The 25,162-nt window shown below is 66.7% G+C and carries 24 protein-coding genes; 15 read left to right on the plus strand and 9 right to left on the minus strand.

Going from position 1 to position 25,162, the window contains the following annotated elements; translation table 11 throughout:
- The coding region (locus JOZ00_RS21710; RefSeq protein ID WP_293347818.1) for a WS/DGAT domain-containing protein at positions 1 to 938 on the plus strand (938 nt) is incomplete at its 5' end.
- 19 nt (positions 939 to 957) lie between these two features.
- A complete protein-coding gene (gene otsB, locus JOZ00_RS21715) occupies positions 958 to 2,124 on the plus strand; it encodes a trehalose-phosphatase (protein WP_293347821.1) in 1,167 nt (388 codons plus the stop codon).
- Here the strand turns inward: otsB and JOZ00_RS21720 are convergent.
- On the minus strand, positions 2,121 to 2,993 hold the full coding sequence (locus JOZ00_RS21720; RefSeq protein WP_293347824.1) for a MaoC/PaaZ C-terminal domain-containing protein: 873 nt from the start codon (positions 2,991 to 2,993) through the stop codon (positions 2,121 to 2,123). The two genes, otsB and JOZ00_RS21720, sit on opposite strands and share 4 nt — an antisense overlap.
- 84 nt (positions 2,994 to 3,077) lie before the next feature.
- On the opposite strand from JOZ00_RS21720, the gene JOZ00_RS21725 reads away from it, so the two are divergent.
- Positions 3,078 to 3,794, plus strand: coding sequence for a histidine phosphatase family protein (locus tag JOZ00_RS21725; protein WP_293347827.1), 717 nt, complete (start codon positions 3,078 to 3,080; stop codon positions 3,792 to 3,794).
- A 211-nt stretch (positions 3,795 to 4,005) separates the two neighbouring features.
- On the plus strand, positions 4,006 to 6,006 hold the full coding sequence (locus JOZ00_RS21735) for an SDR family oxidoreductase (protein WP_293347830.1): 2,001 nt from the start codon (positions 4,006 to 4,008) through the stop codon (positions 6,004 to 6,006).
- Here the strand turns inward: JOZ00_RS21735 and cmaA1 are convergent, their stop codons facing one another.
- Positions 6,007 to 6,894, minus strand: coding sequence for a cyclopropane mycolic acid synthase CmaA1 (gene cmaA1 / locus JOZ00_RS21740; protein WP_293347833.1), 888 nt, complete (start codon positions 6,892 to 6,894; stop codon positions 6,007 to 6,009). It lies immediately after the preceding gene.
- 40 nt (positions 6,895 to 6,934) lie between these two features.
- On the opposite strand from cmaA1, the gene JOZ00_RS21745 reads away from it, so the two are divergent.
- The 4 genes from JOZ00_RS21745 (at position 6,935) to JOZ00_RS21760 (ending at position 9,854) form a co-directional block, all read left to right on the plus strand.
- Positions 6,935 to 7,927, plus strand: a complete 993-nt coding sequence (locus JOZ00_RS21745) for a nucleoside hydrolase (protein WP_293347836.1) — start codon at positions 6,935 to 6,937, stop codon at positions 7,925 to 7,927.
- Between the two features lie 86 nt (positions 7,928 to 8,013).
- Positions 8,014 to 8,262: a hypothetical protein gene (locus JOZ00_RS21750; protein ID WP_293347839.1), complete on the plus strand. Its 249-nt coding sequence runs from the start codon at positions 8,014 to 8,016 to the stop codon at positions 8,260 to 8,262.
- 154 nt (positions 8,263 to 8,416) lie between these two features.
- On the plus strand, positions 8,417 to 9,670 hold the full coding sequence (gene kasB, locus JOZ00_RS21755) for a 3-oxoacyl-ACP synthase KasB (RefSeq protein ID WP_293347842.1): 1,254 nt from the start codon (positions 8,417 to 8,419) through the stop codon (positions 9,668 to 9,670).
- Between the two features lie 43 nt (positions 9,671 to 9,713).
- Positions 9,714 to 9,854, plus strand: a complete 141-nt coding sequence (locus JOZ00_RS21760; protein ID WP_293347845.1) for a hypothetical protein — start codon at positions 9,714 to 9,716, stop codon at positions 9,852 to 9,854.
- Here the strand turns inward: JOZ00_RS21760 and JOZ00_RS21765 are convergent.
- The 6 genes from JOZ00_RS21765 to JOZ00_RS21790 all read right to left on the minus strand — a co-directional run bounded on the left by JOZ00_RS21765 (position 9,845) and on the right by JOZ00_RS21790 (position 17,611).
- Positions 9,845 to 11,392, minus strand: coding sequence for a DNA polymerase Y family protein (locus tag JOZ00_RS21765; RefSeq protein WP_293347884.1), 1,548 nt, complete (start codon positions 11,390 to 11,392; stop codon positions 9,845 to 9,847). The two genes, JOZ00_RS21760 and JOZ00_RS21765, sit on opposite strands and share 10 nt — an antisense overlap.
- A gap of 46 nt (positions 11,393 to 11,438) precedes the next feature.
- Complete coding sequence (locus JOZ00_RS21770) at positions 11,439 to 12,131, minus strand: hypothetical protein (protein ID WP_293347848.1); 693 nt, start codon at positions 12,129 to 12,131, stop codon at positions 11,439 to 11,441.
- Positions 12,132 to 12,311: 180 nt separating this feature from the next.
- Positions 12,312 to 13,916, minus strand: a complete 1,605-nt coding sequence (gene guaA / locus JOZ00_RS21775; RefSeq protein ID WP_293347851.1) for a glutamine-hydrolyzing GMP synthase — start codon at positions 13,914 to 13,916, stop codon at positions 12,312 to 12,314.
- Between the two features lie 10 nt (positions 13,917 to 13,926).
- Positions 13,927 to 14,319, minus strand: coding sequence for an SRPBCC domain-containing protein (locus JOZ00_RS21780; protein ID WP_293347854.1), 393 nt, complete (start codon positions 14,317 to 14,319; stop codon positions 13,927 to 13,929).
- Positions 14,316 to 17,186: an MMPL family transporter gene (locus JOZ00_RS21785; protein ID WP_293347857.1), complete on the minus strand. Its 2,871-nt coding sequence runs from the start codon at positions 17,184 to 17,186 to the stop codon at positions 14,316 to 14,318. The genes JOZ00_RS21780 and JOZ00_RS21785 overlap by 4 nt, the downstream gene beginning before the upstream one ends.
- The gene (locus JOZ00_RS21790) at positions 17,183 to 17,611 is read right to left on the minus strand and encodes an MmpS family transport accessory protein (protein ID WP_293347860.1); all 429 of its coding nucleotides are present in this window, start codon (positions 17,609 to 17,611) and stop codon (positions 17,183 to 17,185) included. The genes JOZ00_RS21785 and JOZ00_RS21790 overlap by 4 nt, the downstream gene beginning before the upstream one ends.
- A gap of 243 nt (positions 17,612 to 17,854) precedes the next feature.
- Between JOZ00_RS21790 and JOZ00_RS21795 the strand changes: the two genes are divergently transcribed.
- From JOZ00_RS21795 to JOZ00_RS21805, 3 genes are read left to right on the plus strand one after another with little or no spacing between them, the layout of a single operon-like run.
- Complete coding sequence (locus JOZ00_RS21795) at positions 17,855 to 18,658, plus strand: SDR family NAD(P)-dependent oxidoreductase (RefSeq protein ID WP_293347863.1); 804 nt, start codon at positions 17,855 to 17,857, stop codon at positions 18,656 to 18,658.
- An 18-nt stretch (positions 18,659 to 18,676) separates the two neighbouring features.
- Positions 18,677 to 19,522, plus strand: a complete 846-nt coding sequence (locus tag JOZ00_RS21800; protein ID WP_293347866.1) for an SDR family NAD(P)-dependent oxidoreductase — start codon at positions 18,677 to 18,679, stop codon at positions 19,520 to 19,522.
- 5 nt (positions 19,523 to 19,527) lie between these two features.
- Complete coding sequence (locus tag JOZ00_RS21805) at positions 19,528 to 20,127, plus strand: TetR/AcrR family transcriptional regulator (protein ID WP_293347869.1); 600 nt, start codon at positions 19,528 to 19,530, stop codon at positions 20,125 to 20,127.
- A 9-nt stretch (positions 20,128 to 20,136) separates the two neighbouring features.
- On the opposite strand, the gene JOZ00_RS21810 is transcribed toward JOZ00_RS21805, so the two are convergent.
- The gene (locus JOZ00_RS21810; RefSeq protein ID WP_293347872.1) at positions 20,137 to 20,775 is read right to left on the minus strand and encodes a helix-turn-helix domain-containing protein; all 639 of its coding nucleotides are present in this window, start codon (positions 20,773 to 20,775) and stop codon (positions 20,137 to 20,139) included.
- A gap of 80 nt (positions 20,776 to 20,855) precedes the next feature.
- On the opposite strand from JOZ00_RS21810, the gene JOZ00_RS21815 reads away from it, so the two are divergent.
- The 4 genes from JOZ00_RS21815 to JOZ00_RS21830 all read left to right on the plus strand — a co-directional run bounded on the left by JOZ00_RS21815 (position 20,856) and on the right by JOZ00_RS21830 (position 25,153).
- Positions 20,856 to 22,385, plus strand: coding sequence for an MFS transporter (locus JOZ00_RS21815; protein WP_293347875.1), 1,530 nt, complete (start codon positions 20,856 to 20,858; stop codon positions 22,383 to 22,385).
- On the plus strand, positions 22,382 to 23,452 hold the full coding sequence (locus tag JOZ00_RS21820) for an NmrA family NAD(P)-binding protein (RefSeq protein WP_293347878.1): 1,071 nt from the start codon (positions 22,382 to 22,384) through the stop codon (positions 23,450 to 23,452). The genes JOZ00_RS21815 and JOZ00_RS21820 overlap by 4 nt, the downstream gene beginning before the upstream one ends.
- A complete protein-coding gene (locus tag JOZ00_RS21825) occupies positions 23,449 to 24,264 on the plus strand; it encodes a class I SAM-dependent methyltransferase (RefSeq protein WP_293347881.1) in 816 nt (271 codons plus the stop codon). Before JOZ00_RS21820 ends, JOZ00_RS21825 begins: the two co-directional genes overlap by 4 nt.
- Positions 24,265 to 24,400: 136 nt before the next feature.
- Positions 24,401 to 25,153, plus strand: a complete 753-nt coding sequence (locus JOZ00_RS21830) for an alpha/beta hydrolase (protein ID WP_293347887.1) — start codon at positions 24,401 to 24,403, stop codon at positions 25,151 to 25,153.
- Positions 25,154 to 25,162 lie beyond the last annotated feature (9 nt).

Below are 25,162 nucleotides of genomic sequence, written 5' to 3' on the forward strand. Positions count from 1 at the left end.
ACGGTAATTCGGCCGCGCATCTGCTCTCCCGGCTGTGCGACGACGCCGACGGCGACGCATTCGCCAACCACGCTGAAAGCAAACAGGTTTCGCCCCCGCTCGCGAAGAAGCAGGGGTGGGTGGACGCGCTCTGGCGCGTTTCGTCCGTCGCCAACGCCGTCACGAACACCCTCGTCGGGGCGGTCTTGCCGGTGCGGGGGCCGTCGGGCGATGCGGCCGCCACGTCGCGGCGCTACAGCACGGTGCGGGTCCCGATCGCCGACGTCGACAACGTCTGCCGCAAGTTCGGGGTCTCCGCCAACGACGTCGCGCTGGCCGCCATCACCGAGGGCTTCCGAACGGTCCTGCTCGGCCGCGGCGAAGAGCCGCGGGCCGATTCCCTGCGCACCCTGGCGCCGATGCCGGTCCGTTCCGCCATGCTGTCGTACCTGCCCGTCGAGCATGAGGACCCGGTCCAGCGATTGCGCACGGTGCACACCAGGTGGAAGGCCCGGCAGAGCACCCAGCCCGGCGGACTGGTGGAAGCGGCCATCAGTTCCCTGCCAACGATGTTGCGCTGCGGGGTGATTCAGCTGCTGTCCCGGATTCCGCAGCGCGGCATCGTGACGCTGGCCACCAACGTGCCCGGCCCGCGCCGGCACCTGCGGCTGCTGGGCCAGACCATGGAGCGGCTGCTGCCGATCCCCCCGACCGCGATGCAGCTGAGCACCGGGGTCGCCGTCCTCAGCTACGGCGACGAGCTTGCCTTCGGCATCACCGCCGAACACGACGCCGCGTTCGACGACAAGCAGCTGGCCGCCGGCATCGAACTGGGCATGGCCCGGCTGGTGGCGCTCAGCCGAGACTCCGTGCTGTTGTTCGGGAAAGAGCACCGGCGCAAGCGTTCGTCGCGCGCGTTTCCCGGCGGCGTTTCGAACGTGCACCCTTCCGCCCACTGAATCCGCGGCACCGACCCACGTGAGAGGGTTGGTCGTGCCCACGTTGGAGTCCGTCGTCATCGACCCGCGCCGCCACGACGCCGTGCTGTTCGACCTCGCGTCGGACTCGCCGCAGGCGTTGCTCGACCGACTCCAAGACGCCGGTGTCGGTACCGCGGTCTCGTCGGGTGAGAACCTGCTCGGGGCGGCCGACCGCCTGGCGGTGCGGCCGGGCCGTTGCGTCGTCGTCGCCGACGATCCCGCGGGCGTAGCGGCCGGGCGCGCCGGTGGATTCGCGTTGGTCATCGGCATCGACCGGGCGCGACGCCGGGACGCGCTGCACGCCGCCGGCGCCGACGCGGTCGTCGACGACCCCAACGAGGTCACCGTGCGGACCGGGGACCGACGGATGTCGCAGCTTCCCGATGCATCGCAGGCGTTGACGGGTCCCGACGACCTGGCCGCCCGCAGTCCCGCCGTGTTTTTCGACTTCGACGGTACGCTGTCGGACATCGTCAACGATCCGGACACCGCCCGGCCGGTCGCCGGGGCGACCGAGGCGCTGCAGCGGTTGGCCGCGCACTGTCCGGTCGCGGTGTTGTCGGGCCGCGACCTCGCCGATGTGGCCAATCGCGTTGGCGTGCCGGGCATCTGGTACGCCGGCAGCCACGGTTTCGAGTTGACCGCACCCGACGGGACGCATCACCAGAACGACGCCGCGGCCGCGGCCATACCGGTACTCGAACAGGCCGCCGGGGCGCTGCGTGAGCAACTCGGGTCCATCGCCGGTGTTGTGGTGGAGCACAAGCGCTTTGGGGTCGCCGTGCACTACCGCAACGCCGCGCGCGACCGCGTCGGCGACGTGGCGGCTGCAGTGCGTGCGGCCGGCAGGCGCGACGGGCTCCGGGTGACCACCGGCCGGGAAGTCATCGAGCTGCGCCCCGACATCGATTGGGACAAGGGGAAAACGCTGCGCTGGGTGATCGAGCACCTGCCCGAGTCCGGTTCCTGCACGCCCGTCTATCTCGGCGACGACATCACCGACGAAGACGCGTTCGACGCCGTGCGCGATGACGGCGTGCCAATCCTGGTGCGGCACAACGACGACGGCGATCGCGCCACCGCCGCGCTGTTCGCCCTCGAGAGTCCCGCGCGGGTCAGCGAGTTCGTCGACCGGCTGGCGAACCGGCTGGGCGCGGCCCGTTAAGCATCGACGTATTCCACCGCGCCGTCGTCGAGCACCACCCGGGATTCGCCACCGTCGGGTCCGGAAGCCTCGGTCCGAAACACCGCCTTGCCCGGCTCGGTGCGCCAGACCAGCGTCGTCAACGTCTCGCCGGGAAACACCGGCGAGGTGAACCGCGACGCGATCGACGTGACGTTGGCCGCGACGCCCTTGCCGAGCTCGGCGACCAGCGCGCGGCCGGCCACGCCGTAGGAGCACAGGCCGTGCAGGATCGGCTTGGGAAACCCGGCCAGCTCGCGAGCGAACCACGGGTCGCTGTGCAGCGGGTTGCGGTCACCGGAGAGCCGGTAGATCAGCGCCTGGTCCTCCCGGGTGGGCAGCGGGATGCGCGCATCCGGTTCGCGCTCCGGGAATTCCGGCGCGATCGGCCGCTGACCCGGCACTCCCCCGAACCCGCCCTCGCCGCGGATGACCAGCGTGGTGAGCGTCTCGGCGATCAGCTTCTCCGAGTCCGGGTCGGTGCCGCGGCCGCGCAGCACCAGGATGGCGTTCTTGCCCTCGCCCTTGTCCTGGATGTCGGCGACCTCGGTGACCACCGACAGCTTTCCGGCGGGCGGCAACGGCGCGTGCAGCCGAATCTCCTGCGAGCCGTGTAACAGCATGGCCCAGTTGAAGGTTCCGACTTTGCCCGCCGCCCCGAAGGCCGGGCAGCAGATCACCGCATACGTGGGCAGCACCTGCTGGGGGATCTCGTGGCTGTTCTCCGTTGTGAACGCCAGGTCGTCGAGACCGGCGCCGACTCCGAGCGCATAAAGCAGCGTGTCCCGGTCGGTCCATTCGAACAACATTGGCTCGGTCACAGCGCCGACGGCACTCGGGTCAATCGCCATTTGAGTCTCCTTCGCAACTATTTTCTGTACCTAACCATGGCAAACCCTTCCCACCGAAGCCGCCGGCAGGGCAGGCTAATCGGCATGCCAAAGCGCAGCTTGATCTCCAACGTCTCGAAGGCAGCCGCAATCCTCATTGCGACGGTAATCGTCGGCGCCTGCGGCGGCGGGTCACCTCAGGCACGCAGCATCACGATCACCTTCGTCCGGCACGCGCAGTCGGAGGCCAACGCCAGCGGGACCATCGACACCTCGGTGCCCGGGCCGGGACTCAGCCCCGAGGGCAAGGGACAGGCCGAGCAGGTCGCGCACCAACTCGCCCACAAGGACTACGACAGCATCTACGCCTCCACCATGACCAGAGCGCAGCAGACCGCCGCGCCGTTGGCCGCCGACATGGGCAAGCAGGTCGAGGTCCTGCAGGGCATTCAGGAGATCAACGCCGGGTGGTTCAACGGCAAGCCCGAGTCGATGGCCTCCTCGACGTACATGCTGGCGCCCACGAACTGGATCAAGGGCGACGTCTCGAATGCCATTCCCGGCTCGATCAGCGGCACGGAGTTCAACCAGCAATTCACCGCCGCCATCCAGAAGGTCTACAACAGCGGCCACCACAACCCGCTGGTGTTCTCGCACAAGTTCGCGATCGAGGTGTGGACGCTAATGAACGCGAAGAACGTCAAGAACAGCCTGATGACCAGCCATCCGCTGCCCAACATCGGCCGCGTGGTGATTCAGGGCAACCCGATGACCGGCTGGACGCTGGTGGAATGGGACGGCATCCGCGACTTCCAGGGCTGATCCGGTTCCCTCGTGGCGATCGCAAGCGCGGCGAAGCCGGGCGCAGCGGGTCGCCACCAACGGCACGTGGCGATCGCCAGCGCGGCGAAGCCGGGCGCAGCGGGTCGCCACCAGCGGCACGTGGCGATCGCAAGCGCGGCGAAGCCGGGCGCAGCGGGTCGCCACCAACGTCACAGTTGACGGGGGCGGCTCGGGCCGCCACGATGGCTGCATGCGGTATGTCGTTACCGGCGGTACCGGGTTTATTGGTCGCCGCGTCGTCGCTCGCCTGTTGGAAACGCAGCCGGACGCCCAGGTGTGGGTGCTGGTCCGGCGGCAGTCGCTCGGCCGCTTCGAACAGCTCTGCGCAGGGTGGGATGAGCGGGCGAAACCGCTGGTCTCCGAGCTGCCCGAGCTGGCCCTGAGCGATGAGGTGATCGCCGAACTGGGCGAGATCGATCACGTGGTGCACTGCGCGGCTATCTACGACGTCACCGCCGGCGACGCCGAGCAGCGGGCCACCAACGTCGACGGCACCCGCGCCGTCATCGCGCTGGCGCAGCGGTTGGACGCCACGTTGCATCACGTCTCCTCGATCGCCGTGGCGGGTGACTTCGCCAGCGAGTACACCGAGGACGACTTCGACGTCGGCCAGCAGCTGCCGACGCCCTATCACCAGACGAAGTTCGAAGCCGAGCTGCTGGTGCGGTCGGCCCCCGGGCTGCGGTACCGGATCTACCGCCCGGCGGTGGTGGTGGGCGATTCGCGCACCGGAGAGATGGACAAGATCGACGGGCCGTACTACTTCTTCGGCGTGCTGGCCAAGCTGGCGGTATTGCCGTCGCTGACCCCGATTTTGCTGCCGGACACCGGTCGCACCAACATCGTCCCCGTCGACTACGTCGTCGACGCGCTCGTCGCGCTGATGCATGCGCAGGGTTGCGACGGGCGGGCATTCCACCTCACCGCCGAGAAGACCATCGGCCTGCGTGGCATCTACCGCGGCGTCGCCAAGGCGGCCGGGCTGCCCCCGTTGCGCGGGTCGCTGCCCCGCTCGGTGGCGACACCGGTGCTCAAGGCCAGCGGGCGCGCCAAACATCTGCGCAACATGGCGGCCACCCAGCTCGGGATTCCTCCCGAGGTGCTCGATGTCGTCGACCTGGCGCCCACGTTCGTCAGCGATCGGACCCGAGAATTGTTGCAGGGCACCGGCATACGAGTACCGGAGTTTGCCGGCTACGCGCCCGGTCTGTGGCGGTACTGGGCCGAGCACCTCGATCCCGATCGAGCACGCCGGCACCACGAACAGGGACCGCTGCACGGCAGGCACGTCGTCATCACCGGCGCGTCCAGCGGCATCGGCCGGGCGTCGGCGATCGCGGTCGCCGAGCGCGGCGGAACCGTGTTCGCGCTGGCCCGCAACAGCGAGCAGCTGGACGAGCTGGTCGCCGAGATCCGCGCCAATGGCGGTGACGCCCATGCCTTTACCTGCGATGTCACCGACAGCGCGTCGGTGGAGCACACCGTCAAGGACATCCTGGGCCGCTTCGACCACGTCGACTACCTGGTGAACAGCGCCGGCCGTTCGATCCGCCGCTCCGTGATCAACTCGACCGACCGGCTGCACGATTACGAGCGCGTGATGGCGGTCAACTACTTCGGCGCGGTGCGGATGGTGCTGGCGCTATTGCCGCACTGGCGGGAGCGCCGGTTTGGCCACGTCGTCAACGTTTCCAGCGCCGGAGTGCTGGCCCGCAACCCGAAGTACAGCTCGTACCTACCGACCAAGGCGGCGCTGGACGCGTTCTCCGACGTGGTCGCCTCAGAGACACTGTCCGACCACATCACCTTCACCAATATCCATATGCCACTGGTGAAGACGCCGATGATCGTGCCCTCGCAGCGGCTGAACCCGGTGCCGCCGATCAGCCCCGAGCAGGCGGCGGCGATGGTGGTGCGCGGCCTGGTCGAGAAGCCGGCGCGCATCGACACCCCGCTGGGCACGCTGGCCGAGCTCGGCAATTACTTCCTGCCCCGGACCTCGCGGCGGATCCTGCATCAGGTCTACCTGGGCTACCCCGATTCGGCGGCGGCGCGCGGCGTTTCCACCGACCCGGTCCCGCCAAGTACACACCGCACGCCGCGGCGGCCCGCTCGTTCGGTCACCCGCGGCATCCGGACTCCGCGACCAGTCAAGCGGCTGGTGCGCCTGGTGCCCGGCGTGCACTGGTGATCACTTCTGCAGCGTGAACTGGTTGACGTCGATGTATCCGATCCGGAATGCGTCGGCGCAACCGGTCAGATACTTCATGTACCGCTCGTAGACTTCCTCGGACTGCACCGCGATGGCCTCGTCCTTATGGGCCTGCAGTGCGGCTGCCCAGATGTCGAGCGTCTTGGCGTAGTGCGGCTGCAGCGACTGCACGCGGCTCACGGTGAAGCCGTTCGCGGTGGCGCGCTCTTGGACCATCGGTATCGACGGCAGCCGCCCGCCAGGAAAGATCTCGGTGACAATGAATTTGATGAATCGGGCGAACGTGAACGAAAGCGGCATACCACGCTCAGCCATCTCCATCGGGTGCAGCCCGGTGATGGTGTGCAGCAGCATGACCCCGTCGTCGGGCAACAGATTGTGCGTCAGGGTGAAAAACGCGTCGTAGCGCTCGTGCCCGAAGTGCTCGAAGGCGCCGATGCTGACGATCCGGTCTACCGGCTCGTCGAACTTTTCCCAGCCCTCCAGCAGGATCCGCGCCGAACGAGGGCTACCGGACTGGGCGATCAGCTGTTCGACGTGCTCGGCCTGGTTGCGGCTCAGTGTGAGGCCGACGACGTTGACGTCGTACTTTTCCACCGCGCGCATCATGGTGGCGCCCCACCCGCAGCCGACGTCGAGCAACGTCATGCCCGGTTGCAGCCCGAGCTTGCCCAGGGCGAGGTCGATCTTGGCGATCTGCGCCTCTTCCAGCGTCATGTCGTCGCGCTCGAAGTAGGCGCAGCTATACGTCTGGGTCGGGTCGAGAAACAGCCGGAAGAAGTCGTCCGACAAGTCGTAGTGGGCCTGCACATCGTCGAAGTGCGGCGTTAAATCAGCCCCTTCGGGGGGCTCTGACGTCGTTGGCATCGTGCCAGCCTAACCGCCGGGCCTGGGTATCTTGGAGGCAATGAAGTCGCCCGTGTTTATTGACGTCGATACCGGCGTGGATGATGCGCTGGCACTGATGTACCTGCTGGCCAGCCCGGACGCCGATGTGGTCGGCATCGCCTCGACGGGTGGAAACGTTGGGGTGGAGCAGGTTTGCGAAAACAACCTCGGCCTGCTCGAGCTGTGCGGGGCCACCGATATACCGGTCTCCAAGGGCTCGGAGGAGACGCTGACCGGCCCGATGCGCCTTCCCTCAAAAGTCCACGGTCCCAGGGGTATGGGATATGCCGATCTGCCGCCGGCCGATCGCCGGCTCACCGACTACGACTCGGCGAGCGCCTGGCTGCGCGCGGCACACGAATTTCCCGGTAAGCTCATCGGCGTCGCGACCGGCCCATTGACCAATCTGGCCCTGGCGCTGCGCGTCGAACCCACGCTGCCGACGCTGTTGCGACGGCTGGTGATCATGGGAGGTTCCTATGACCACCGCGGCAACACCACCGCGGTGGCGGAGTGGAACATCAGCGTCGACCCCGAGGCGGCGGCCGAGGTCTTGGCGGCCTGGGTCCCGGAAGTCGTTGAGCAACAGCGGCTTCCGATCCTGTGCGGGTTGGATTTGACGCGTAAGGTCGCGATGACCCCGGAGCACCTCACGCGGCTGGCCGCCGCCGCGGAGTCGACGACGACGGTGCTGAGTCCGGGTGACGAGCGCGGGTCCCGGTCGACGGCGTCGAATCCGCTGATCCGGGTGATCGAGGACGCGATGCGGTTCTATCTGGAGGCCTATCACGACATCGGGCACGGCTACCAGGCGCACATGCACGATCCGCTGGCAGCCGCCGTCGCGCTGGATCCCGAGCTGGTCACGACCCGTCCGGCAACGGTGGACATCGAATTGACCGGGACCTTGACCCGCGCCATGACGGTGACAGACTGGTCGACGTTGCGAAAACCCAACGCGCTGATCGGAATTGACGTCGACTCGGCGGCATTCTTCGATCGGTTCATCTAGCGGGTGGGGCCTTTCGCGCGCGAAATAGGCATGTGAGATGAAGATCCGCGCGATAGAGCTGATCCGGGGCGGATGGGGCGGGGTCGATGGCAAGGCGCTCGTCGTCACCCGGATCCTGGGCGCGCGACATCTCGTTCAGGCTGCGCTCTCGGGGAGTGCACTCGGCGACCACCCGGACGTCTGGGATGTCGCGGGCCGCGCTGGGCTTGCGTCACCTGCGCAAGGGCCGAGCCAGAACCGCCGACGTCCGCGGGCGCGACCGGTTGGCCCGCACCGTGGTCGGGGCGTTGCCCTGCGGCGGCCGCCTGATGGCCCAGGCAGAGCGGGTTCGATGAATCCGCAAACAGCGAAAGTTCGGCCACAAAACGAAGAGTCGAAAGTCCGTAGCCGTGTCTTCGGCGGGAACACTAGGTTGATGATTTGGTAGAAAAGTGACGCGCTGAGGCGTCAGGCGTTAACGGGCTCTGAGCAGGAAAGGGTTTCGCGAGTATGACGGAGCTGGTTACCGGTAAAACGCTGCCGAATGTCGTCGTCACCGGCGTCGCCATGACGACCGCCCTGGCCACTGATGCCGAGACCACCTGGAAGCTGTTGCTGGACAGCCAGAGTGGTATCCGCAGGCTCGAGGACCCGTTCGTCGAGGAGTTCGACCTACCGGTGCGCATCGGCGGGCATTTGCTCGAGGAGTTCGACAGCCTGTTGACCCGCGTGGAGCTGCGCCGGACCGCTCACCTGGCGCGGATGTCGATCGTCCTGGGCCGACGGGTTTGGGAGAACATCGGCTCCCCCGAGGTCGACGGCAACCGCTTGTTGGTGTCCATCGGCACCGGTTTGGGTCCGTCGGAAGAGTTGGTCTTCAGCTATGACGACATGCGCGCTCGTGGCCTGAAGGCGGTCTATCCGCTCGGGATCCAGAGATTCATGCCCAACGGTGCCGCCGCGACGGTGGGGCTGGAGCGGCACGCCAGGGCGGGTGCGATCACCCTGGCGTCGGCGTGCGCGTCGGGCTCCGAGGGCATCGCGCAGGCCTGGCGCACCATCGTGCTCGGCGAGGCCGACATCGCCATCTGCGGTGGCGTCGAGGCCAAGATCGAGGCGGTACCGATCGCGGCGTTGGCCCAGATGGGCACGCTGATGTCGGCCGAGAACGACAACCCCGTCGGCGCCTGCCGCCCGTTCGATCGTGACCGCACCGGCATGGTATTCGGCGAGGCAGGCGGGCTGATGGTCATCGAGACCGAGGAACACGCCAAGGCCCGCGGCGCCAACATCCTGGCCCGCATCATGGGCGCCGGCATCACCTCCGACGGCTACGAGATGATGGCCCCGGACCCCAGCGGCGAACCCGCCGGGCACGCGATGTCGCGCGCGATGCAGCTCGCCGGACTGACGCCGCGCGACATCGGCCACGTGAATGCCCATGCAACCGGGACCGTGGTGGGCGATCTCGCCGAGGCCAAGGCCATCAACCACGCGCTGGGTAGCCACCGGCCGGCCGTCTATGCGCCCAAGGCCGCCCTGGGACACTCAGTAGGCGCAGGCGGTGCCGTGGAGTCGATCCTGACGGTGCTCGCGCTGCGCGACCAGGTCGTCCCGCCGACGCTGAACCTGGAGAATCTCGACCCGGAGATCGACTTGGATGTGGTGGCGGGCAAGCCACGGCCGGGCAATTATCAATACGCGATCAACAACTCGTTCGGGTTCGGCGGACACAACGTGTGCATCGCTTTTGGACGGTATTAGCGCGGCGTGCTCAACTTGGGACCTGGCACCGGGAACGCTTGCCATGGCGCTCGCGGTGGGCTTCATCGCCGTGCACACCACGGTGCTGTCGGGCATCAATGTGGCCCATCCGCGGCGCCAGAACGCTCGATTATCCGAGGACCTGACACCCAAGGCGTTGCGGCCGAATGGTTTTCACTCGTAACTGCCCTCGAGATACCAGCGCCGCTGGCGGTAGCACAACAGCAACGCCCGCTCGCTTTCCAGCAGTATCTGGGCCCGGGCGGTGCGGCCGCTCCCCTGTCCGGCGCCGTCGTCCCACCATCGCTCGTCGACCGGCCAAGGGCCGGCCCACCAGCACAACCGCTCGTCTTTGCCGCGGACGACTATTCGCGCAGGGTCGCCCGAGAACATCCCCCGATTCGTGACCCGCACCGGATTTCCCTGGGCGTCAAGGAATTCCACCGGGTCGTCGAGCAACACGGCCGGTGACGGCTCGGGCAGTCGCCCGGGCCACGGGAGATCCGGGTCGGCCCGCGGCACCGGCTCGTCGCCCAGCGGGGTCAACGTGATGCGCTCGGCCGGCCCGCGGCCGCCGGACAGCACCGGCACCTGCACCGCCTCCGGACCGAGCAGGCCCTGCACCCGCACCAACGCCCGGCGGGCCCGCAGCCTGTCCTCCTCCCCGAGACCGCCCCACAGCGGCAACTGCAGCGCCTCGGCGGACACCACCTCCACCGCCCGCAGCCGCAACAGCGTCACCGCCGCGGTAGGACGCGGTTCGCGCGCGGTCCGGCTGCTAAGCCAGCCGTCCAGTTGCCAGCGCACCCGGTCGGCGGTGGCGTCCTCGGTCAACGGCTCCGCACACCGCCATACCCGGCTGCGCTCTTCGCCGTTGGCGGTGACGGCGTGAATGGCCAGCCGGGTGCACCCCACCCCGGCCGCCATCAGCGCCTGGTGCAGTGCGCCGGCCAGCGAGCGACCGGCGAACGCCGCGGCGTCAACCCGGTCGATCGGCGGGTCGCAGTCCAGTACGGCCTCGAGTTCCGCCGGCGGTTCCCGCCCGGAGGGGCCGCGTTCGGGTTCGCCGCGGGACAGCCGGTGCGCGGTCACCCCGTCGGCGCCGAACCTGGAGGCCACGTCGCTACGCGACAGCGCGGCGAACTGCCCGATGGTGCGAATTCCCATCCGCCACAACAGGTCCGTCAGTTCTTCTCGACCGGGGCCGCACAGGCTCGGCTCGGTGGCGAGTTGGCGGATCGACAGCACCGACAGGAACTTCGCGTCACCGTCCGCCGGGACGATCCGGCCGGCCCGCGCGGCGAAGACCGCCGTGGACAACTGGTCGGCGATCCCGACCTGACACTCGGCGCCGGCCACTGAATTCACAGCTACCGCGTCGGTCAGCCGTTCGGCGGCATCCGCCTCGGACCCGAAGTAGCGCGCCGCTCCGCGCACCGGCAACACCAAGAGGCCGGGCCGCAGCACCTCGGCGCGGGGCACCAGATCGTCCACCGCCGCGATCACCGCTTCGAAGAAGCGGGCGTCGCGGTCCGCGTCGGCGGTCGCGACGTGCAGGTACGGGCAGCGGGCCGCGGCCTCGCGGCGTCGCAGCCCTCGCCGCACCCCCACCGCACGGGCGGCCGAGGAGCAGGCGATCACGCGGTTGGCCAGGGTGACCGCGACCGGGTCGGTCGCAGACAGACCCGCGGCGGTCGCCGCCGCGACCGCGGGCCAGTCCATGCACCAGATCGCCAGAACTCGGGAAGCCCGGGGGCTCACCCCGGAGTCACCCGGCGCGCACCCGGCCAACTGTCCGCCCCGCGCACGTTCCACTGACCTGCAGCCGCACCTTGGTGATCCGTCCGAACCCCGGGGCGGGCACGCCCCGATGAGCAGGAGTGAGCTCATAACCGCAGACCCGGGCGTCCAGCCGCGTCGACGCCCCTTGCCAATCGCCGTCGGTGACCAACAGGGTGCAACCCTTTTGCCGCGCGCGGGCCAGCACCGCCCGCGCCCGAGTCTGCGGCACCCGGCGCCCGCCCAGGCCGAGGACCACCAGATCCATGCCGTCGACAAGCACCGCGGCCACCTCCACCGGATCGGTTCCGGGATCCGGTATCACCGCGACCCGGCTCAGGTCCGCACCCATCTCGGCGGCGGCCAGCAGCCCGACATCGGGCTGACCGACGATTGCCGCGTTGCCCCCCGCCGCCGTCACCGCGGCCACCACACTCAATAGCAGCGACCGGGCTCCCGAGAACACCGCCACCGATCCTCGGGGCAGCGGCACCGGCAGCGAATCCGCGAGCCACTGCGGGAGCGCGAGCTGGGAGCCCGATTCCGGCAGCAGGTCATCGGCGCGGGCGACCGCCTGCCCCCCGGGCGCCTTCCCGGACAGCACAGCGATCCGCTGCCGGAGGGATTCGAGCTGCTCAGCACGGGTTTCCTGCCGATTATCGGAGGCGAAAGCCGCAGTCATGACCAGCCTCCCACACAGCTCTTACGCATGATTTTCGAAAGTATGTTCGAACTGATTGTGAGTAAACACCCGCCCTCCGACAACCGTCAAGCGACGCAAGAGGCTGCTTTATGCGATCGATACCAATGGGGCCAGTGGTGCTGAACAGGTGCCGCTAATCGCCGCGGAACGGACGGGAGACTACTCCCACTCGATGGTGCCCGGCGGTTTGCTGGTGATGTCCAGCACCACGCGGTTGACCTCGGCCACCTCGTTGGTGATGCGCGTCGAGATCCGCTCCAGCACGTCGTAGGGGACCCGGGTCCAATCGGCGGTCATGGCGTCCTCACTGGACACCGGCCGCAGCACGATCGGGTGGCCATACGTGCGGTTGTCGCCCTGCACGCCGACCGAGCGGACGTCGCCCAACAGCACCACCGGGCACTGCCAGATCGAGTTGTCCAGGCCCGCCGCGGTCAGCTCCTCGCGGGCGATCGAATCGGCGCGCCGCAAGGTGTCCAACCGCTGCGCGGTGACCTCACCGACGATCCGGATGCCCAGGCCGGGACCCGGAAATGGTTGGCGCGCAACGATTTCCTCCGGCAGACCCAGCTCGCGCCCGACGGCGCGGACCTCGTCCTTGAACAGCAGCCGCAGCGGCTCGACGAGCTTGAACTTCAGGTCGCCGGGCAGGCCGCCGACGTTGTGATGGCTCTTGATGTTCGCGGTGCCGCTGCCGCCGCCGGACTCCACCACGTCCGGATACAGCGTGCCCTGGACCAGGAACTCGACGTCAGAACCCTGAGAATCCCCGTCCCCCACACCGTCTTTCACAATGTCTCGCACCGCGCCCTCGAACGCCCGGATGAACTGCCGGCCGATGATCTTGCGCTTGCCCTCGGGATTGTGCACACCCGACAGCGCTGCGATGAACGTCTCCGCCGCGTCGACGGTGACCAACTTGGCGCCGGTGGCGGCCACGAAATCGCGCTGCACCTGCGCGCGCTCCCCGGCCCGCAGCAATCCGTGGTCGACGAAGACACAGGTCAACCGGTCGGAGATGGCGCGCTGCACCAGCGCGGCCGCCACCGCGGAATCGACACCGCCGGACAGTCCGCAAATGGCGTGGCCGTCACCGATCTGGTCGCGCACCTGCTCGACCAGCGCGGCGGCGATGTTGGCGGGCGTCCAGTCGCCGCCCAACCCGGCGAAGTCGTGCAGGAATCGATTGAGCACCTGCTGGCCGTGCGGGGTGTGCATCACCTCCGGGTGATACTGCACGCCCGCCAGCCGACGCGCCCGGTTCTCGAAGCCGGCCACCGCGGCGCCCGGACTGCTGGCCACCACGTCGAAACCGTCCGGCGCGGCGGTGACGGCGTCGCCGTGGCTCATCCAGACCGGCTGCACACTGGGAAGTCCCGAATGCAGTTCGCCGCCAAGCACTTTGAGCTCAGTACGGCCGTACTCGCTGGTGCCGGTGTGAGCCACCGTCCCACCGAGCGCCTGCGCCATGGCCTGAAAGCCGTAGCAGATGCCGAACACCGGTACACCGAGGTCGAACAGCGCGGGGTCGATCTGTGGCGCGCCTTCGGAGTAGACGCTGGACGGCCCGCCGGAGAGCACCAACCCCAGCGGATCGCGCGCCTTGATCTCGTCGATCGAAGCGGTGTGCGGAATGACCTCGGAGAACACCCGCGCCTCCCGGACGCGACGGGCGATCAACTGCGCATACTGCGCACCGAAGTCGACGACCAACACCGGCCGAGCCGCCGTTGCATGCCCATCGATATCAGCAGGTTCGGCCACGTCAGTGAGTCTAGTGGTATCGATGATCACTAGGTTCGACCCAGCTCTTGGTGTGGTTCAACCACGTGCTTGTGGATCCTTCGGTGTCGGCGAGTAGCCAGAATTCGACCATAACGGTGGGTTGGTGGGGGGCGTACTGCACCCAGCGCAGTCGCGTCGGCGCTTGTAGTGCGATTACGCGGCACACTGCGGTGTGGGCGCGGCCGATGCGATGACGGATCAATCGAAACGATGTGCCTACTTGAAGCCGTTCGTCATCGGCGGCGTGTTCGACGGCGTCCCAGGTGTCATACCAGTCGGTGATGCTGGCGACGGTGGTGATCAGGTCCCAGACTTTCTCGGGCGGTGCGGCGAGGCGTATCGACCCGGAAAGCGTGTTGTTCTTGACGCGCCGGAAGCTCACGAGCGAAGGCCTTCGGTGGCGGTCTGAAGTGGGACGATCTCGGGTAAACGGGGTTTTGCACCGCGAGGTCTAGAGCTCACTCGTTGCGGCCACCAGAACCAGCGTCCGAGCAGGGCAGCGATCGACGGGGTCATAAGTGACCGCACGACGAGAGTGTCGAGAAGAAGCCCAATACCGACGGTGGTGCCGAATTGGCCGATCATCCGCAGATCGCTAAATACGAAGGAAGACATGGTGAATGCGAACACCAGGCCCGCAGACGTCACCACCGCCCCGGTTCCGGCCATGGCGCGGATAATTCCGGTCTTCAGGCCGGCGCCGATTTCCTCCTTGAATCGTGAGACCAGCAACAGGTTGTAGTCGGATCCCACGGCCAGTAGGACGATCAGCGCCATCGCTATCACCAGCCAATGCAAGGGAATGCCGAGGATGTCTTGCCAGACGAGCACCGACAGCCCGAACGAGGATCCCAGCGATAGCAGCACCGTGCCGATGATGACGAGCGCGGCAATCACACTGCGGGTAAGCATCAGCATGATGACGAGGATCAGGCAGGCCGCCGCTATTCCCGCGATCAGCAGATCGTATTTGGCCGCGTCGCTCATGTCCTTATATGTCGCGGCGGTGCCACCCAACTGAATCTCGGCGTTCTCCAACGGGGTTCCCTTGACGGCATGACGTACGGCCCTTTTGATCGCGTCGACGTGTGAGATGCCCTCTGGGGTTGCGGGATCCCCGGCATGGGTGATGATGAAACGGGTGGCCTTCCCGTCGGGCGACAGGAACATTGTCAGCCCGCGTTTGAAGTCGGGATTGTCGAACACTTCCGGCGGCAGGTAGAAGGAGTCGTCATTTTTCGCGGCATCGAAGGCCTGCCCCATCGCGGATGCGTTCTGCTGCGCGGCATCCATCTGATCCAGCAGGCTCGAGAACGAGCTGTACATGGTCATCGTCAGCGTGCGCATCGTCGTTGTCGCGTCGATGACCGGCGGTAGCAACGAGATCAGTTGTGGCATCAGGGTATCCAGCTTGTCGGTGTCTCTCACCAGACCGCCCAGGTCGTCGGTGAGTTTGTCGACGCCGTCCAGCGCATCGAAAATCGATCGCAGGGACCAGCAAATAGGGATGTCGAAGCAGTGCTGCTCCCAGGAGAAGTAGCCGCGCAGCGGCCTGAAGAAGTCATCGAAATCGGCGATGCGGTCGCGCACGTCGCCGGTGTCAGCGACGATCTGCCTGGTTTGGCCCGCCACGTCGTGTGTGGCGTCGGCGAGCCCGCGCATCAGGGCGAGCATGCGTCGCATGGTGTCGATGACGCCCGTCATTTGATCAGCGACGGCCCGCATGTCGGCCATGCGGTCGTGCATGTACTTCATGTTTTCGGTGAGCGTAGTGCCTTGCATGCTGATCTGAAATGGGATGGAGGTGTGCGCGATTGGCGCACCCAGCGGCCTGGTGATGGCCTGAACACGAGCGATGCCGTCGGCTTGGAAGACGCCCCTGGCCACCCTGTCGAGGACGAGCATGTCGGCGGGATTGCGCATGTCGTGGTCGCTCTCGATCAGCAGCAGGTCGGGGTTCAACCGTGCCGGCGAAAAGTGCCGGTCTGCTGCGGCGTATCCGACGTTGGACGGTGTGATTGCGGGTAGGTAATTGCGGTCGTTGTAGCTTGTCGTGAATGAGGGCAAGGCCAGCAGCCCCACAAGGGCAATCGCGCAGGTCGCTGCCAGGATGGGCGCGGGCCAGCGAACGACGGCTGTCCCCAGCCGCCGCCAGCCCCGGGTCCTGATTTTCCGTTTGGGGTCGAACAGGCCGAAACGGCTCCCCAGGGTGAGCATGGCCGGCCCCAACGTGAGCGCGCCGACCACCATCGTGAACATGCCGATCGCGCAGGGAGCGCCGAGAGTACGGAAATAGGGCAGCCGGGTAAAGCTGAGGCAAAGCATCGCACCGGCGATGGTCAGCCCCGAGCCCAGGACCACATGAGCACTTCCACGAAACATGGTGTAGTAGGCAGCCTCCCGGTCCTCGCCGGCCTGGCGGGCCTCTTGGTATCGGCCGACGACGAAGATCGCATAGTCCGTGCCCGCGGCGATGGCGAGTATCGGAAGGATTTGAACCGCAAAAGTCGAGAGCCCGATGATCCCGTAGTTTCCAAGGAGCGCGATCACCCCTTGCACCGCAGGCAATTCGATGAAGACCGTCAGCAGCGTCAGCAGCACTGTGACCAGCGAGCGGTACACGATCAGCAGCATCAGCACGATGACCCCGATCGTCACGCCCATCACCTTGCGGGCGCTCTTGTTGCCGAATTCCAGCTGATCGGTGGTAACGGCCGCGGGGCCGGCGACATAAGCCCTGACACCGTTGGGCGCCGCCGCAATTGACACGATGCGCCTTACGGCATCGACGGACTCGTTGGCCAGCGTCTCGCCCTGGTGACCGGCTAGAAAGACCTGAACGTATGCGGCTTTACCATCAGTGCTCTGAGCGCCGGCCGCGGTGAGCGGGTCGCCCCAGAAGTCTTGGATGTGCTCCACATGCTTGGTGTCGTGCGCGAGCTTGCGCATCAGGTCGTCGTAAAAGCGGTGCGCCGCATCGCCCAGCGGCGCTTTGCCTTCCAGGACAATCATGACGGCACTATCCGAGTCGAATTCTCCGAACACGTGACCAACCCGCTTCATGGCCGCCACGGCCGGTGCGTCATCGGGGCTCATCGACACTGCATGCGCTTCCCCGACCGTTTCCAATTGCGGCACTGTGATATTCGTGACCGCGGCAAGCCCCAGCCAGAACAGCAGGATCGGCAGCGAAAGCACACGGACCACCCGCGCGATGCGCCCCCGGGTCGGAGTGTGAGCGTTACTCACGCCGACTTGACCTGGCAGAAAGTTTGGGGATGAATTCCTGAGACGGTTCGTTGGTCCTTGACATCGCCGTTCACCGTGATTCGGCAGCCTATGACCCCACCGTCGCCCTGCGCCACGACATTGACGCTGACCGCGGGGGCCATCGTCGCCACGCTGTAACTCCAAGGCAAGTGCGTGCCGTCGACTCGTTGCGGCGCTGCGGCGACATCGAGGTAGTTGATGTCGGCGACCGCCCCTGGCGTCCCGAAGACCTCCAGGGCCACGCGCTTGGGGTTGAAGGGTTGGATGTCATCGGCATTTGCGCTGACGGCGGACGCCGTGCTGTTCACGTTAAACGCCGCATGCAGTCGGTAGACGGCGAAACCTGCGATGGCAACCAGGACGATGATGGCCACCGGAAGCCACGCGCGCTTGACGACAATCATGTCTGGCCTTCACCCTCTCGCGAGGAATATTAGTTGGATAACTAACCTAACATTGGCCCGGCATACGACGCAATGGTCTCTAGCCGTCGCATACCGATATGGGCCGTGAGTCGTTTTTTTGCAGGGCACCTGGATTGCGTCGACTTGCGAACACAGCGAACCGCTAGTAAGTTGGCTGACTAGCTAATTGATGAAAGGCATCGCCCAGCGAGGCCCGAGATCCGAGGAAGAGGGCCAAACACCATGGTTATAAACGCAAATCAGTTCGGCCCCTGGGCAACAGTGACCGGAGCGTCATCGGGGATCGGCCGCGAATTCGCCGACCAGCTCGCCGCCGCTGGCATCAACGTGGTCCTGGTCGCGCGACGGCTGGCCGTACTGGAGGACGTGGGCGCCGAGCTGAGTCGGCGCTACGGCGTTGACTATCGCGCTGTGGGCGTCGACCTGTCTGACCCGGGTGCGCTGACCCCAGTTGCCGAGGCCACCGCCGACATCGACGTCGGACTGCTGGTGTCGAACGCCGGCGCGGCCCTGCCCGGGCCGTTCCTGGACTCCGACCTGGGGGCACAGCGCGCAGTCCTGCGACTGAATACCGCCGCACATCTGGCCCTGACCCACCACTTCGGTGAACGATTGGCCCGGCGGGGCCGCGGCGGCATCGTGCTGGTCTCCGCGCTGGGCGCTGAGCATGGCGTGCCCTATATGGCACAGACCGCGGCGAGCAAGGCCTATGTGTCGACGCTCGGCGCGGGCCTGCACGTCGAGCTAGCCAAGTCCGGCGTGCACGTTACGGTGCTGCAGCCAGGGCCCACCCGCACCCCGGTGCTGGCGGAGTTGGGGCTGGACCCAGCCAAGCTGCCGATACCCCCATTGGCGCCGGACGATTGTGCCAGGGAAGCGTTGCGTGCGCTGGCGCGCAATCGGGCCCGCTGCATACCGGGCCGAATCAACCGAGCGACGGCCGCTCTCGTGCCAGCGGCTTGGACCCGCTCGATGATGGCGCGGATGTTGTCGCGGCCCGCGCAGGTCAAGACGGCCGCGCAATAACCACCTCGAGAATCGCTCGTGGACAAGCCGATTTGCCTCATCACCGGAGCCACCGACGGCGTCGGTAAGGTCACCGCGACCACCCTCGCCCGCAAGGGTTTTGCCGTCGTGCTGGCCGCGCGGAATCAAGCCAAGGCGGCAACCGTCACAAGGGAAATCGTCGCGTCCACCGGCAACCGCGATGTCGATTACCTCACCGCCGACCTCAGGTCGCTCGGCCAGCTGCACACGCTCGCAGAAATGTTCGCAACACGCTATCCGCGGCTGGATGTTCTGATCAACAACGCCGGGATCGTCATGCCGCAACGCGTGTTGACCGAAGACGGCTATGAGACAACGTTTCAGGTCAACTATCTCTCGCAGTTCTTGCTTACCCATTTGCTGCTCGACGCCCTGAGCAGGAGTCCGCAGGGCAGGGTCATCAACCTGAGCTCGAGCGTGTACCGCGCCGGTAAGTTCGACCCGAAGAACCTGCAAGGCGAACAACGCTTTTCCACGTTGGGCGCTTATTCCGCCTCGAAGCTCCTCGTGCTGCTGTTCACCATCGAGTTGGCGCACAGACTAAAGCCGACGCCGGTCACCGCGAACGCCGTGCATCCCGGAATCGTCAGGACACCGATGATGCTGGGCGCCACGGGGATTTTCCGGGCGATTTCCTATGCGGCGCGTCCATTTTCGCTCTCCCCGGACGAAGGCGCCACCACCTCCGTGTTCGTCGCCTCCTCGCCCGATCAGGCCGAGGTTTCCGGACAGTACTTCACGAAGTCCAAGTCGCGAAAGGTCAAGACCGCCGCCAACACGCAGCAGAACAGGGACTTGTTGTGGACCATGAGCATGAACCTGGCACATCTATATAGCCTGTGAGTGAAATGACTGACTTAACCGACGCCGACGAAGCAGGCCCGCGGAAACTCCCCGGCAAGCGAGAACGACTGATCACCGCCGCGTGTGACCTCTTCTATCGCCAGGGCATCGCGGGCACCACACTCGCGGATATCGCCGAGTCGGCTGATGTACCCCTGGGCAACGTGTACTACTACTTCAAGAGCAAAGACGAGATCGTCGCCGCTGTCGTCGAAGCGCGCACCGAACAGATCCGATCTGCGACCGCGGCGCTACAGCGCCGACACGGTAGCCCCAAAGCCCGGCTCAAGGCACTCGTGGGGCTGTTGGCCGACGATCGCGACGCGATCGCCGAACACGGTTGTCCGCTCGGGACGCTCTGCACCGAGCTCGCAAACCACTCGGCCGACTCACCATTGCTTACCGCTCCCCTGATGCAAACCCTGGTGGACTGGACGGAGCAGCAATTCCACGCCATGGGGCGACGCGACGCCCACGACCTAGCGATACAGCTGGTTGTCGCCTACCAGGGGAGCGCGGTCCTCACCAACGCGTTGGCACAACCCGAACTCATGGCCCGCGAAGCCCGGCGGCTCGAGAAATGGATCACCGCAATGCAAGCCTGACGACCCGGCTTAGAGCGAAAATGCGCGGCGCACGGCTTCGACCGCGTCGGGCTCACCCTGTAAGCCGATTCGCTCCAGCGCTTCCTCGCGCTGGCCTTCATCGGCTCCCAGGCGCGCGGTCACCAGATCCGCGGCGCTGGCGATGAGGGTGACCGCGGGCTCGCCGTGAGATCCCGCGAGGCGGCCCTGCGTCACCGTGAACTCGAAACGACGCCCGTCGATCTCGGCGCGGCATGCCGCCTGTAGGCCGGCCGCGTTGCCCGGGTTGAATCCCAGCAGTATTCCGGCGAGGAACCCGGTCAGCGGCGTCACCGGGCCGCTGTCGATCGGATCCAGCCAGTCCAGGCCGAACCAGGCGAGACTCTGCAGGATCGGCAGCACCCGTTGCCAGCCCATGTCACTGAGCGTGTAGACGGTGCGCCCGATGGGAGCCGGTAGGTCGGTGCGCTCGACGAGTCCCGCGTCTTGCAGCTCCTTGAGCCGCTCGGCGAGCAGGTTGGTGGCGATGCCGGGCAGCTCGGCCCGCAGGTCCCCATAGCGACGCGCTCCGCCGACGAGCTCGCGCAGGATCAGCAGCGTCCACCGCTCCCCCACGACATCGAGCCCGCGGGCGATCGGGCAGTTCTGGTTGTAGTTCCTGACCGGCATCACACCAGGTTACCAGGCGCTAGACATCTTTTTCCATCACTTACTTGATTTATTTGTCTGTCAACTTTACTGTCTTGTCCATGACTACCGGACCGCTGCTCCGCAACCACCCATTCGCCGCACTCGCGGTCATCTGCCTCGGGGTGTTCGTCATCAGCGTCGACGCCACGATCGTCAACGTCGCGCTGCCGACCCTGTCGCGGGAACTCGGCGCCGACACCGCCCAGCTGCAATGGATCGTCGATGCGTACACCCTGGTGATGTCGGGCCTGTTGCTGTCGGCCGGCAGCCTTGGCGACCGCTACGGCAGGCGGGGCTGGTTGAATTCCGGGCTCGCACTGTTCGCGATCACGTCAGCCGTTGCGGCACAGGCGAATTCCGCCGATCAGCTGATCGCCGCGCGCGCCGCCATGGGTGTGGGCGCGGCGGTGATCTTCCCGACCACGCTCGGACTGATCACCAACATCTTCACCGAACCGGAGGCGCGCGCGAAGGCGATCGGACTGTGGGCGGCCATGGTTGGCGTCGGGGTGGCCGTGGGACCGGTCAGCGGCGGGTGGTTGCTCGAACACTTCTGGTGGGGCTCGATCTTCATGGTGAACATTCCGATCGCGGCACTGGCCATCATCGGCGGTCGCCTGTTCGTGCCCACCTCCCGCGACCCGGCCGCGCCACGCATCGACGTCGGCGGCTTGATCCTGTCCGCCGCCGGTATCACGGCGCTGGTCTACACGGTCATCGAAGCACCCACCTGGGGATGGACCAACGCCAAGACCGCGGCCGGCTTCGTCTGCGCCGCAATCGTTCTAGCAGTATTCGCGCTTTGGGAGCGCCGCAGCACCCACCCCATGCTGGATGTGTCGGTGTTCTTCAACCGCCGCTTCTCGGGTGGCAGCCTCGCGGTGACCGCCGGCTTTCTGACATTGTTCGGCTTCATCTTCGTCATCACCCAGTACTTCCAATTCATCAAGGAGTACACGGCATTTCAGGCCGGCGTGCGCTTGCTGCCGGTTGCCGTCTCGATCGCGCTGGCCAGCATCGTGGGCCCCCGACTGGTCGAACAAATCGGCACCACCGCCGTCGTCGCCGCCGGGCTCATCCTGTTCGCGGCCGGGCTGGCGTGGGCGTCCACGGTCGACGCGGCCACACCCTACGGCCAGATCGCCGCGCAGATGCTGATGCTCGGCGGCGGCCTCGGGCTGACGGTGTCGCCGGCCACCGAGGCGATCATGGGATCGCTGCCCGCCGACAAGGCGGGTGTCGGCTCGGCCGTCAACGACACCACGCGTGAACTGGGCGGCACGCTCGGAGTCGCCATCGCGGGCAGCGTCTTCGCGTCGGTCTACTCCGGGCATCTCGGCGCTTCTGCGCTGACGGGACTGCCCGCCGAGGCTATGGGCCACTCAATGGCTCTGGCGCACAGCGTGGTCGAGCATTTACCGGTGCAACGGGCCGACTATGTCCGCGCCGCCGTCAACCACGCGTTCCTGGATGGCCTCGAGGTGAGCACGCTGGTCTGCGCGGGCATCGCGCTGGGCGCGGCGATCGTCGTCGGCTGGCTCCTACCGTCTCGGGAGCCGGCACGTCAAACAGAAAGGGTATTCCAATGAGTAATCGCATACTGGTTACCGGTGCCACGGGTAAGATCGGCGGTGCCGTCGCCGCCCAACTGCTTGAACGGGGCGTGCACACCAGGGTCATGGTGCATCGCGAGGACGCCCGCAGCGCCCGGCTGCGAGACATGGGCGCCGAGGTCGTCACCGCCGATATGTTTGACATCCAACAGGTCTCGGCCGCGATGGAAGGGGTTGACAGGTTGTACTTCAACCCTCCCTACCATCCACACGCGCTCGACAGCGCGGTCGCCTTCGCCGTGGCAGCGCGACGCAACGGCGTGGAAGCGGTTGTCGCGCTTGGGCAGTGGCTGGCCAGCCCCGAGCATCCGTCGTTGATGACCCGGCACGCGTGGCTGACCGACAAGCTGTTCGAGCTGCTGCCCGACACCGCGCACGTCGCGGTCGATCCCGGCTACTTCGCCGACAATTACCTGCAGTTGGTGCCGATGACCGCTCAGCTGGGCGTGTTGCCGACGCCCACCGGAGCGGGGCTCAACGCTCCCCCGTCCAACGAGGACATCGCCCGGGTTGCGGTGGGTGCGCTGCTCGACCCGCACCGGCACGATGGGCGGGCGTACCGGCCGACCGGGCCGAAGTTGTTGTCCGGCAGCGAGATCGCCGACGCTGTCGGTGAGGCGCTGGGGCGGCGGGTGCGGCACATCGACATCCCCCCGTGGATGTTCATGCGCGCCATCCGCGTCAATGCCAAACGGCTCGGTGCCGACATGTTCTTCGAGTCCAGCCTGCGCCACTACCTGCCCGAGTACCCGCTGGGGACTTTCGCGATGGGCGGGGCGACTACGCACGTGCGCGACGTCGCGGGTGTCGAGCCCGAAGACTTCCTGACGATCGCCCGCCGCTACGTCAACGGGCCGGAGTCCCGGCGCACCGCAGGCAATCTCGCCCGTCAGATCTGGAACTTCATGTTGACCGGCATGGTCCCCATGCACCGGCTGGACAAGTTCGACCGGCTACAACAACATCCCCAGCCCGCACAGCCACACCTGTCGGGCCAGTCGGCGCTCTGGCGCGCCGAGCACACCGAAAGGATCCCCGCATGAACGACACCACGCTGGAGCAGTACTCGACGGGCCTGTCGCGGCGCAACATCGAGGCCGCCCTGATCAGCGCGGGCAAGGACCTGCAGCACTTGGCGCCCGCGGACCTGGGGATGCTGGAAGACTTCCACACCATGGGCCGCATTGCCACCGGCCAACTGGTGGAGCTGGCCGAGATATCGGATACCACAAGGGTGCTCGATGCCGGTAGCGGCATCGGTGGCACCGCCCGCTTCGTCGCCGACCGGTACGGCTGCACCGTCGACGCCGTGGACCTCACCGACGAGTACTGCGACACCAGCCGCTGGCTCAACGGGCTCGTCGGCCTCGGCGACCGGATATCCGTACGCCAGGGCGACGTCACCGAACTCCCGTTCGCCGACGCCAGTTTCGAGGTCGCGATCAGCCAGCACGTCCAGATGAACGTGGCGGATAAGGCGCGGCTGTATTCCGAGGCACGCCGTGTACTGGTCGACGGGGGCCGGTTCGCCTTGTGGGACATCACGATTGGTGACCACGGCCAGCTCGACTTTCCGCTGCCGTGGGCCGACCAGCCCGCGCACAGCCATCTGGTCACCCCCGACGCGTTACGCGCCGTCATCGAGTCGGCAGGTTTCACGGTAAAGCACTGGAACGACCTGACCGACCAGGCGGGCACGGTCATGCAGGCGGTGTTGGCCCAGCCACCGAGCCCGCTGGGTCTGCACGCATTCGTCGCCGACTTCGAGCGGAAGGCCGAAAACCTCACCCGGGCCTTAACGGACGGACGCCTTCGTGTCATCCAGGCGGTCGTCCGGGCGACCGGCGGGGGCTGATTCCATGCTGGACAAGGAGATTCCGGACCAGGGCTACACGACGGCCTGGACCGGTGGCCGTGGGCAGGTGATGTTCTTCCACCGAGCCGATGGGTCTCGGTTGCGCTACCTTGTTGCGGGAACCGGCCCGCCGTTGGTGCTGCTCCACACGGTCCGCACCCAGCTGGACTACTTTCAGCGCGCAGTGCCCGCGCTTTGGGACGAATTCACTGTCTACGCACTGGATTTTCCCGGCATGGGTTGGTCGGACATCGTCCCCGGTGCCCGACACGACGAACTGGAATTGCGCGCTGCCGTCACTGAATTCGTCAAAACGCTCGGGCTGCGCGACGTCACGTTGGCCGGTGAGTCGATGGGGGCGGCCACCGCGTTGCTGGCCTCCATTGAACTGAAAGACAACGTGCGCAGGGTGATCGCCTTCAACCCATACGACTACCCGGGCGGGCTGGAACGGGGCAACTTGTTTGCCCGCCTGATTGGAACCGGCGTCCGCAGCACCGGCTTCGGATCGATCGTCACGCGGTTGGAGACCCGCGTCATCCTTCGGGCCGTGCTGCGTGGCGGCTTCGTCGACCCCAGCGCGTTGCCTAAAGACTTCTTGAGCGAGCTACGGCGAAGTGGCCGCAGGCGCGGCTACCCAGCGGTGAACCGGGCAATCATGCGCAGCCTGAAAGGGTTCGTCAGTGCGCGCGATCGTTACGCGCGGGTGAACGTGCCGGTAACTCTGGTCTATTCCGAACGGGATTGGTCGCGCATAGCCGAACGGGAACAGGTTGCCCGCCGACTCGGCACCGAAGCCATCACGATAACTGACACGGGCCACTTTTCGGCTTTGGAGCGCCCGGCGGAGATGATTCGCATCCTCCGCCAAAACAGCCCGCAGACATAACGCAGCCGC

Origin of the sequence: Mycobacterium sp. (genome assembly GCF_019243155.1) — a bacterium.
Classification (GTDB): Bacteria; Actinomycetota; Actinomycetes; order Mycobacteriales; family Mycobacteriaceae; genus Mycobacterium.

Excerpts from the sequence above, each read along its gene's own strand:
- JOZ00_RS21720 (WP_293347824.1), bottom strand. The coding sequence starts at position 2,993 with ATGGCGATTGACCCGAGTGCCGTCGGCGCTGTGACCGAGCCAATGTTG.
- JOZ00_RS21725 (WP_293347827.1), top strand. The coding sequence starts at position 3,078 with ATGCCAAAGCGCAGCTTGATCTCCAACGTCTCGAAGGCAGCCGCAATC.
- JOZ00_RS21735 (WP_293347830.1), top strand. The coding sequence starts at position 4,006 with ATGCGGTATGTCGTTACCGGCGGTACCGGGTTTATTGGTCGCCGCGTC.
- cmaA1 (WP_293347833.1), bottom strand. The coding sequence starts at position 6,894 with ATGCCAACGACGTCAGAGCCCCCCGAAGGGGCTGATTTAACGCCGCAC.
- JOZ00_RS21745 (WP_293347836.1), top strand. The coding sequence starts at position 6,935 with ATGAAGTCGCCCGTGTTTATTGACGTCGATACCGGCGTGGATGATGCG.
- JOZ00_RS21750 (WP_293347839.1), top strand. The coding sequence starts at position 8,014 with ATGGCAAGGCGCTCGTCGTCACCCGGATCCTGGGCGCGCGACATCTCG.
- kasB (WP_293347842.1), top strand. The coding sequence starts at position 8,417 with ATGACGGAGCTGGTTACCGGTAAAACGCTGCCGAATGTCGTCGTCACC.
- JOZ00_RS21760 (WP_293347845.1), top strand. The coding sequence starts at position 9,714 with ATGGCGCTCGCGGTGGGCTTCATCGCCGTGCACACCACGGTGCTGTCG.
- JOZ00_RS21765 (WP_293347884.1), bottom strand. The coding sequence starts at position 11,392 with ATGGACTGGCCCGCGGTCGCGGCGGCGACCGCCGCGGGTCTGTCTGCG.
- JOZ00_RS21770 (WP_293347848.1), bottom strand. The coding sequence starts at position 12,131 with ATGACTGCGGCTTTCGCCTCCGATAATCGGCAGGAAACCCGTGCTGAG.
- JOZ00_RS21790 (WP_293347860.1), bottom strand. The coding sequence starts at position 17,611 with ATGATTGTCGTCAAGCGCGCGTGGCTTCCGGTGGCCATCATCGTCCTG.
- JOZ00_RS21795 (WP_293347863.1), top strand. The coding sequence starts at position 17,855 with ATGGTTATAAACGCAAATCAGTTCGGCCCCTGGGCAACAGTGACCGGA.
- JOZ00_RS21805 (WP_293347869.1), top strand. The coding sequence starts at position 19,528 with ATGACTGACTTAACCGACGCCGACGAAGCAGGCCCGCGGAAACTCCCC.
- JOZ00_RS21810 (WP_293347872.1), bottom strand. The coding sequence starts at position 20,775 with ATGCCGGTCAGGAACTACAACCAGAACTGCCCGATCGCCCGCGGGCTC.
- JOZ00_RS21815 (WP_293347875.1), top strand. The coding sequence starts at position 20,856 with ATGACTACCGGACCGCTGCTCCGCAACCACCCATTCGCCGCACTCGCG.
- JOZ00_RS21820 (WP_293347878.1), top strand. The coding sequence starts at position 22,382 with ATGAGTAATCGCATACTGGTTACCGGTGCCACGGGTAAGATCGGCGGT.
- JOZ00_RS21825 (WP_293347881.1), top strand. The coding sequence starts at position 23,449 with ATGAACGACACCACGCTGGAGCAGTACTCGACGGGCCTGTCGCGGCGC.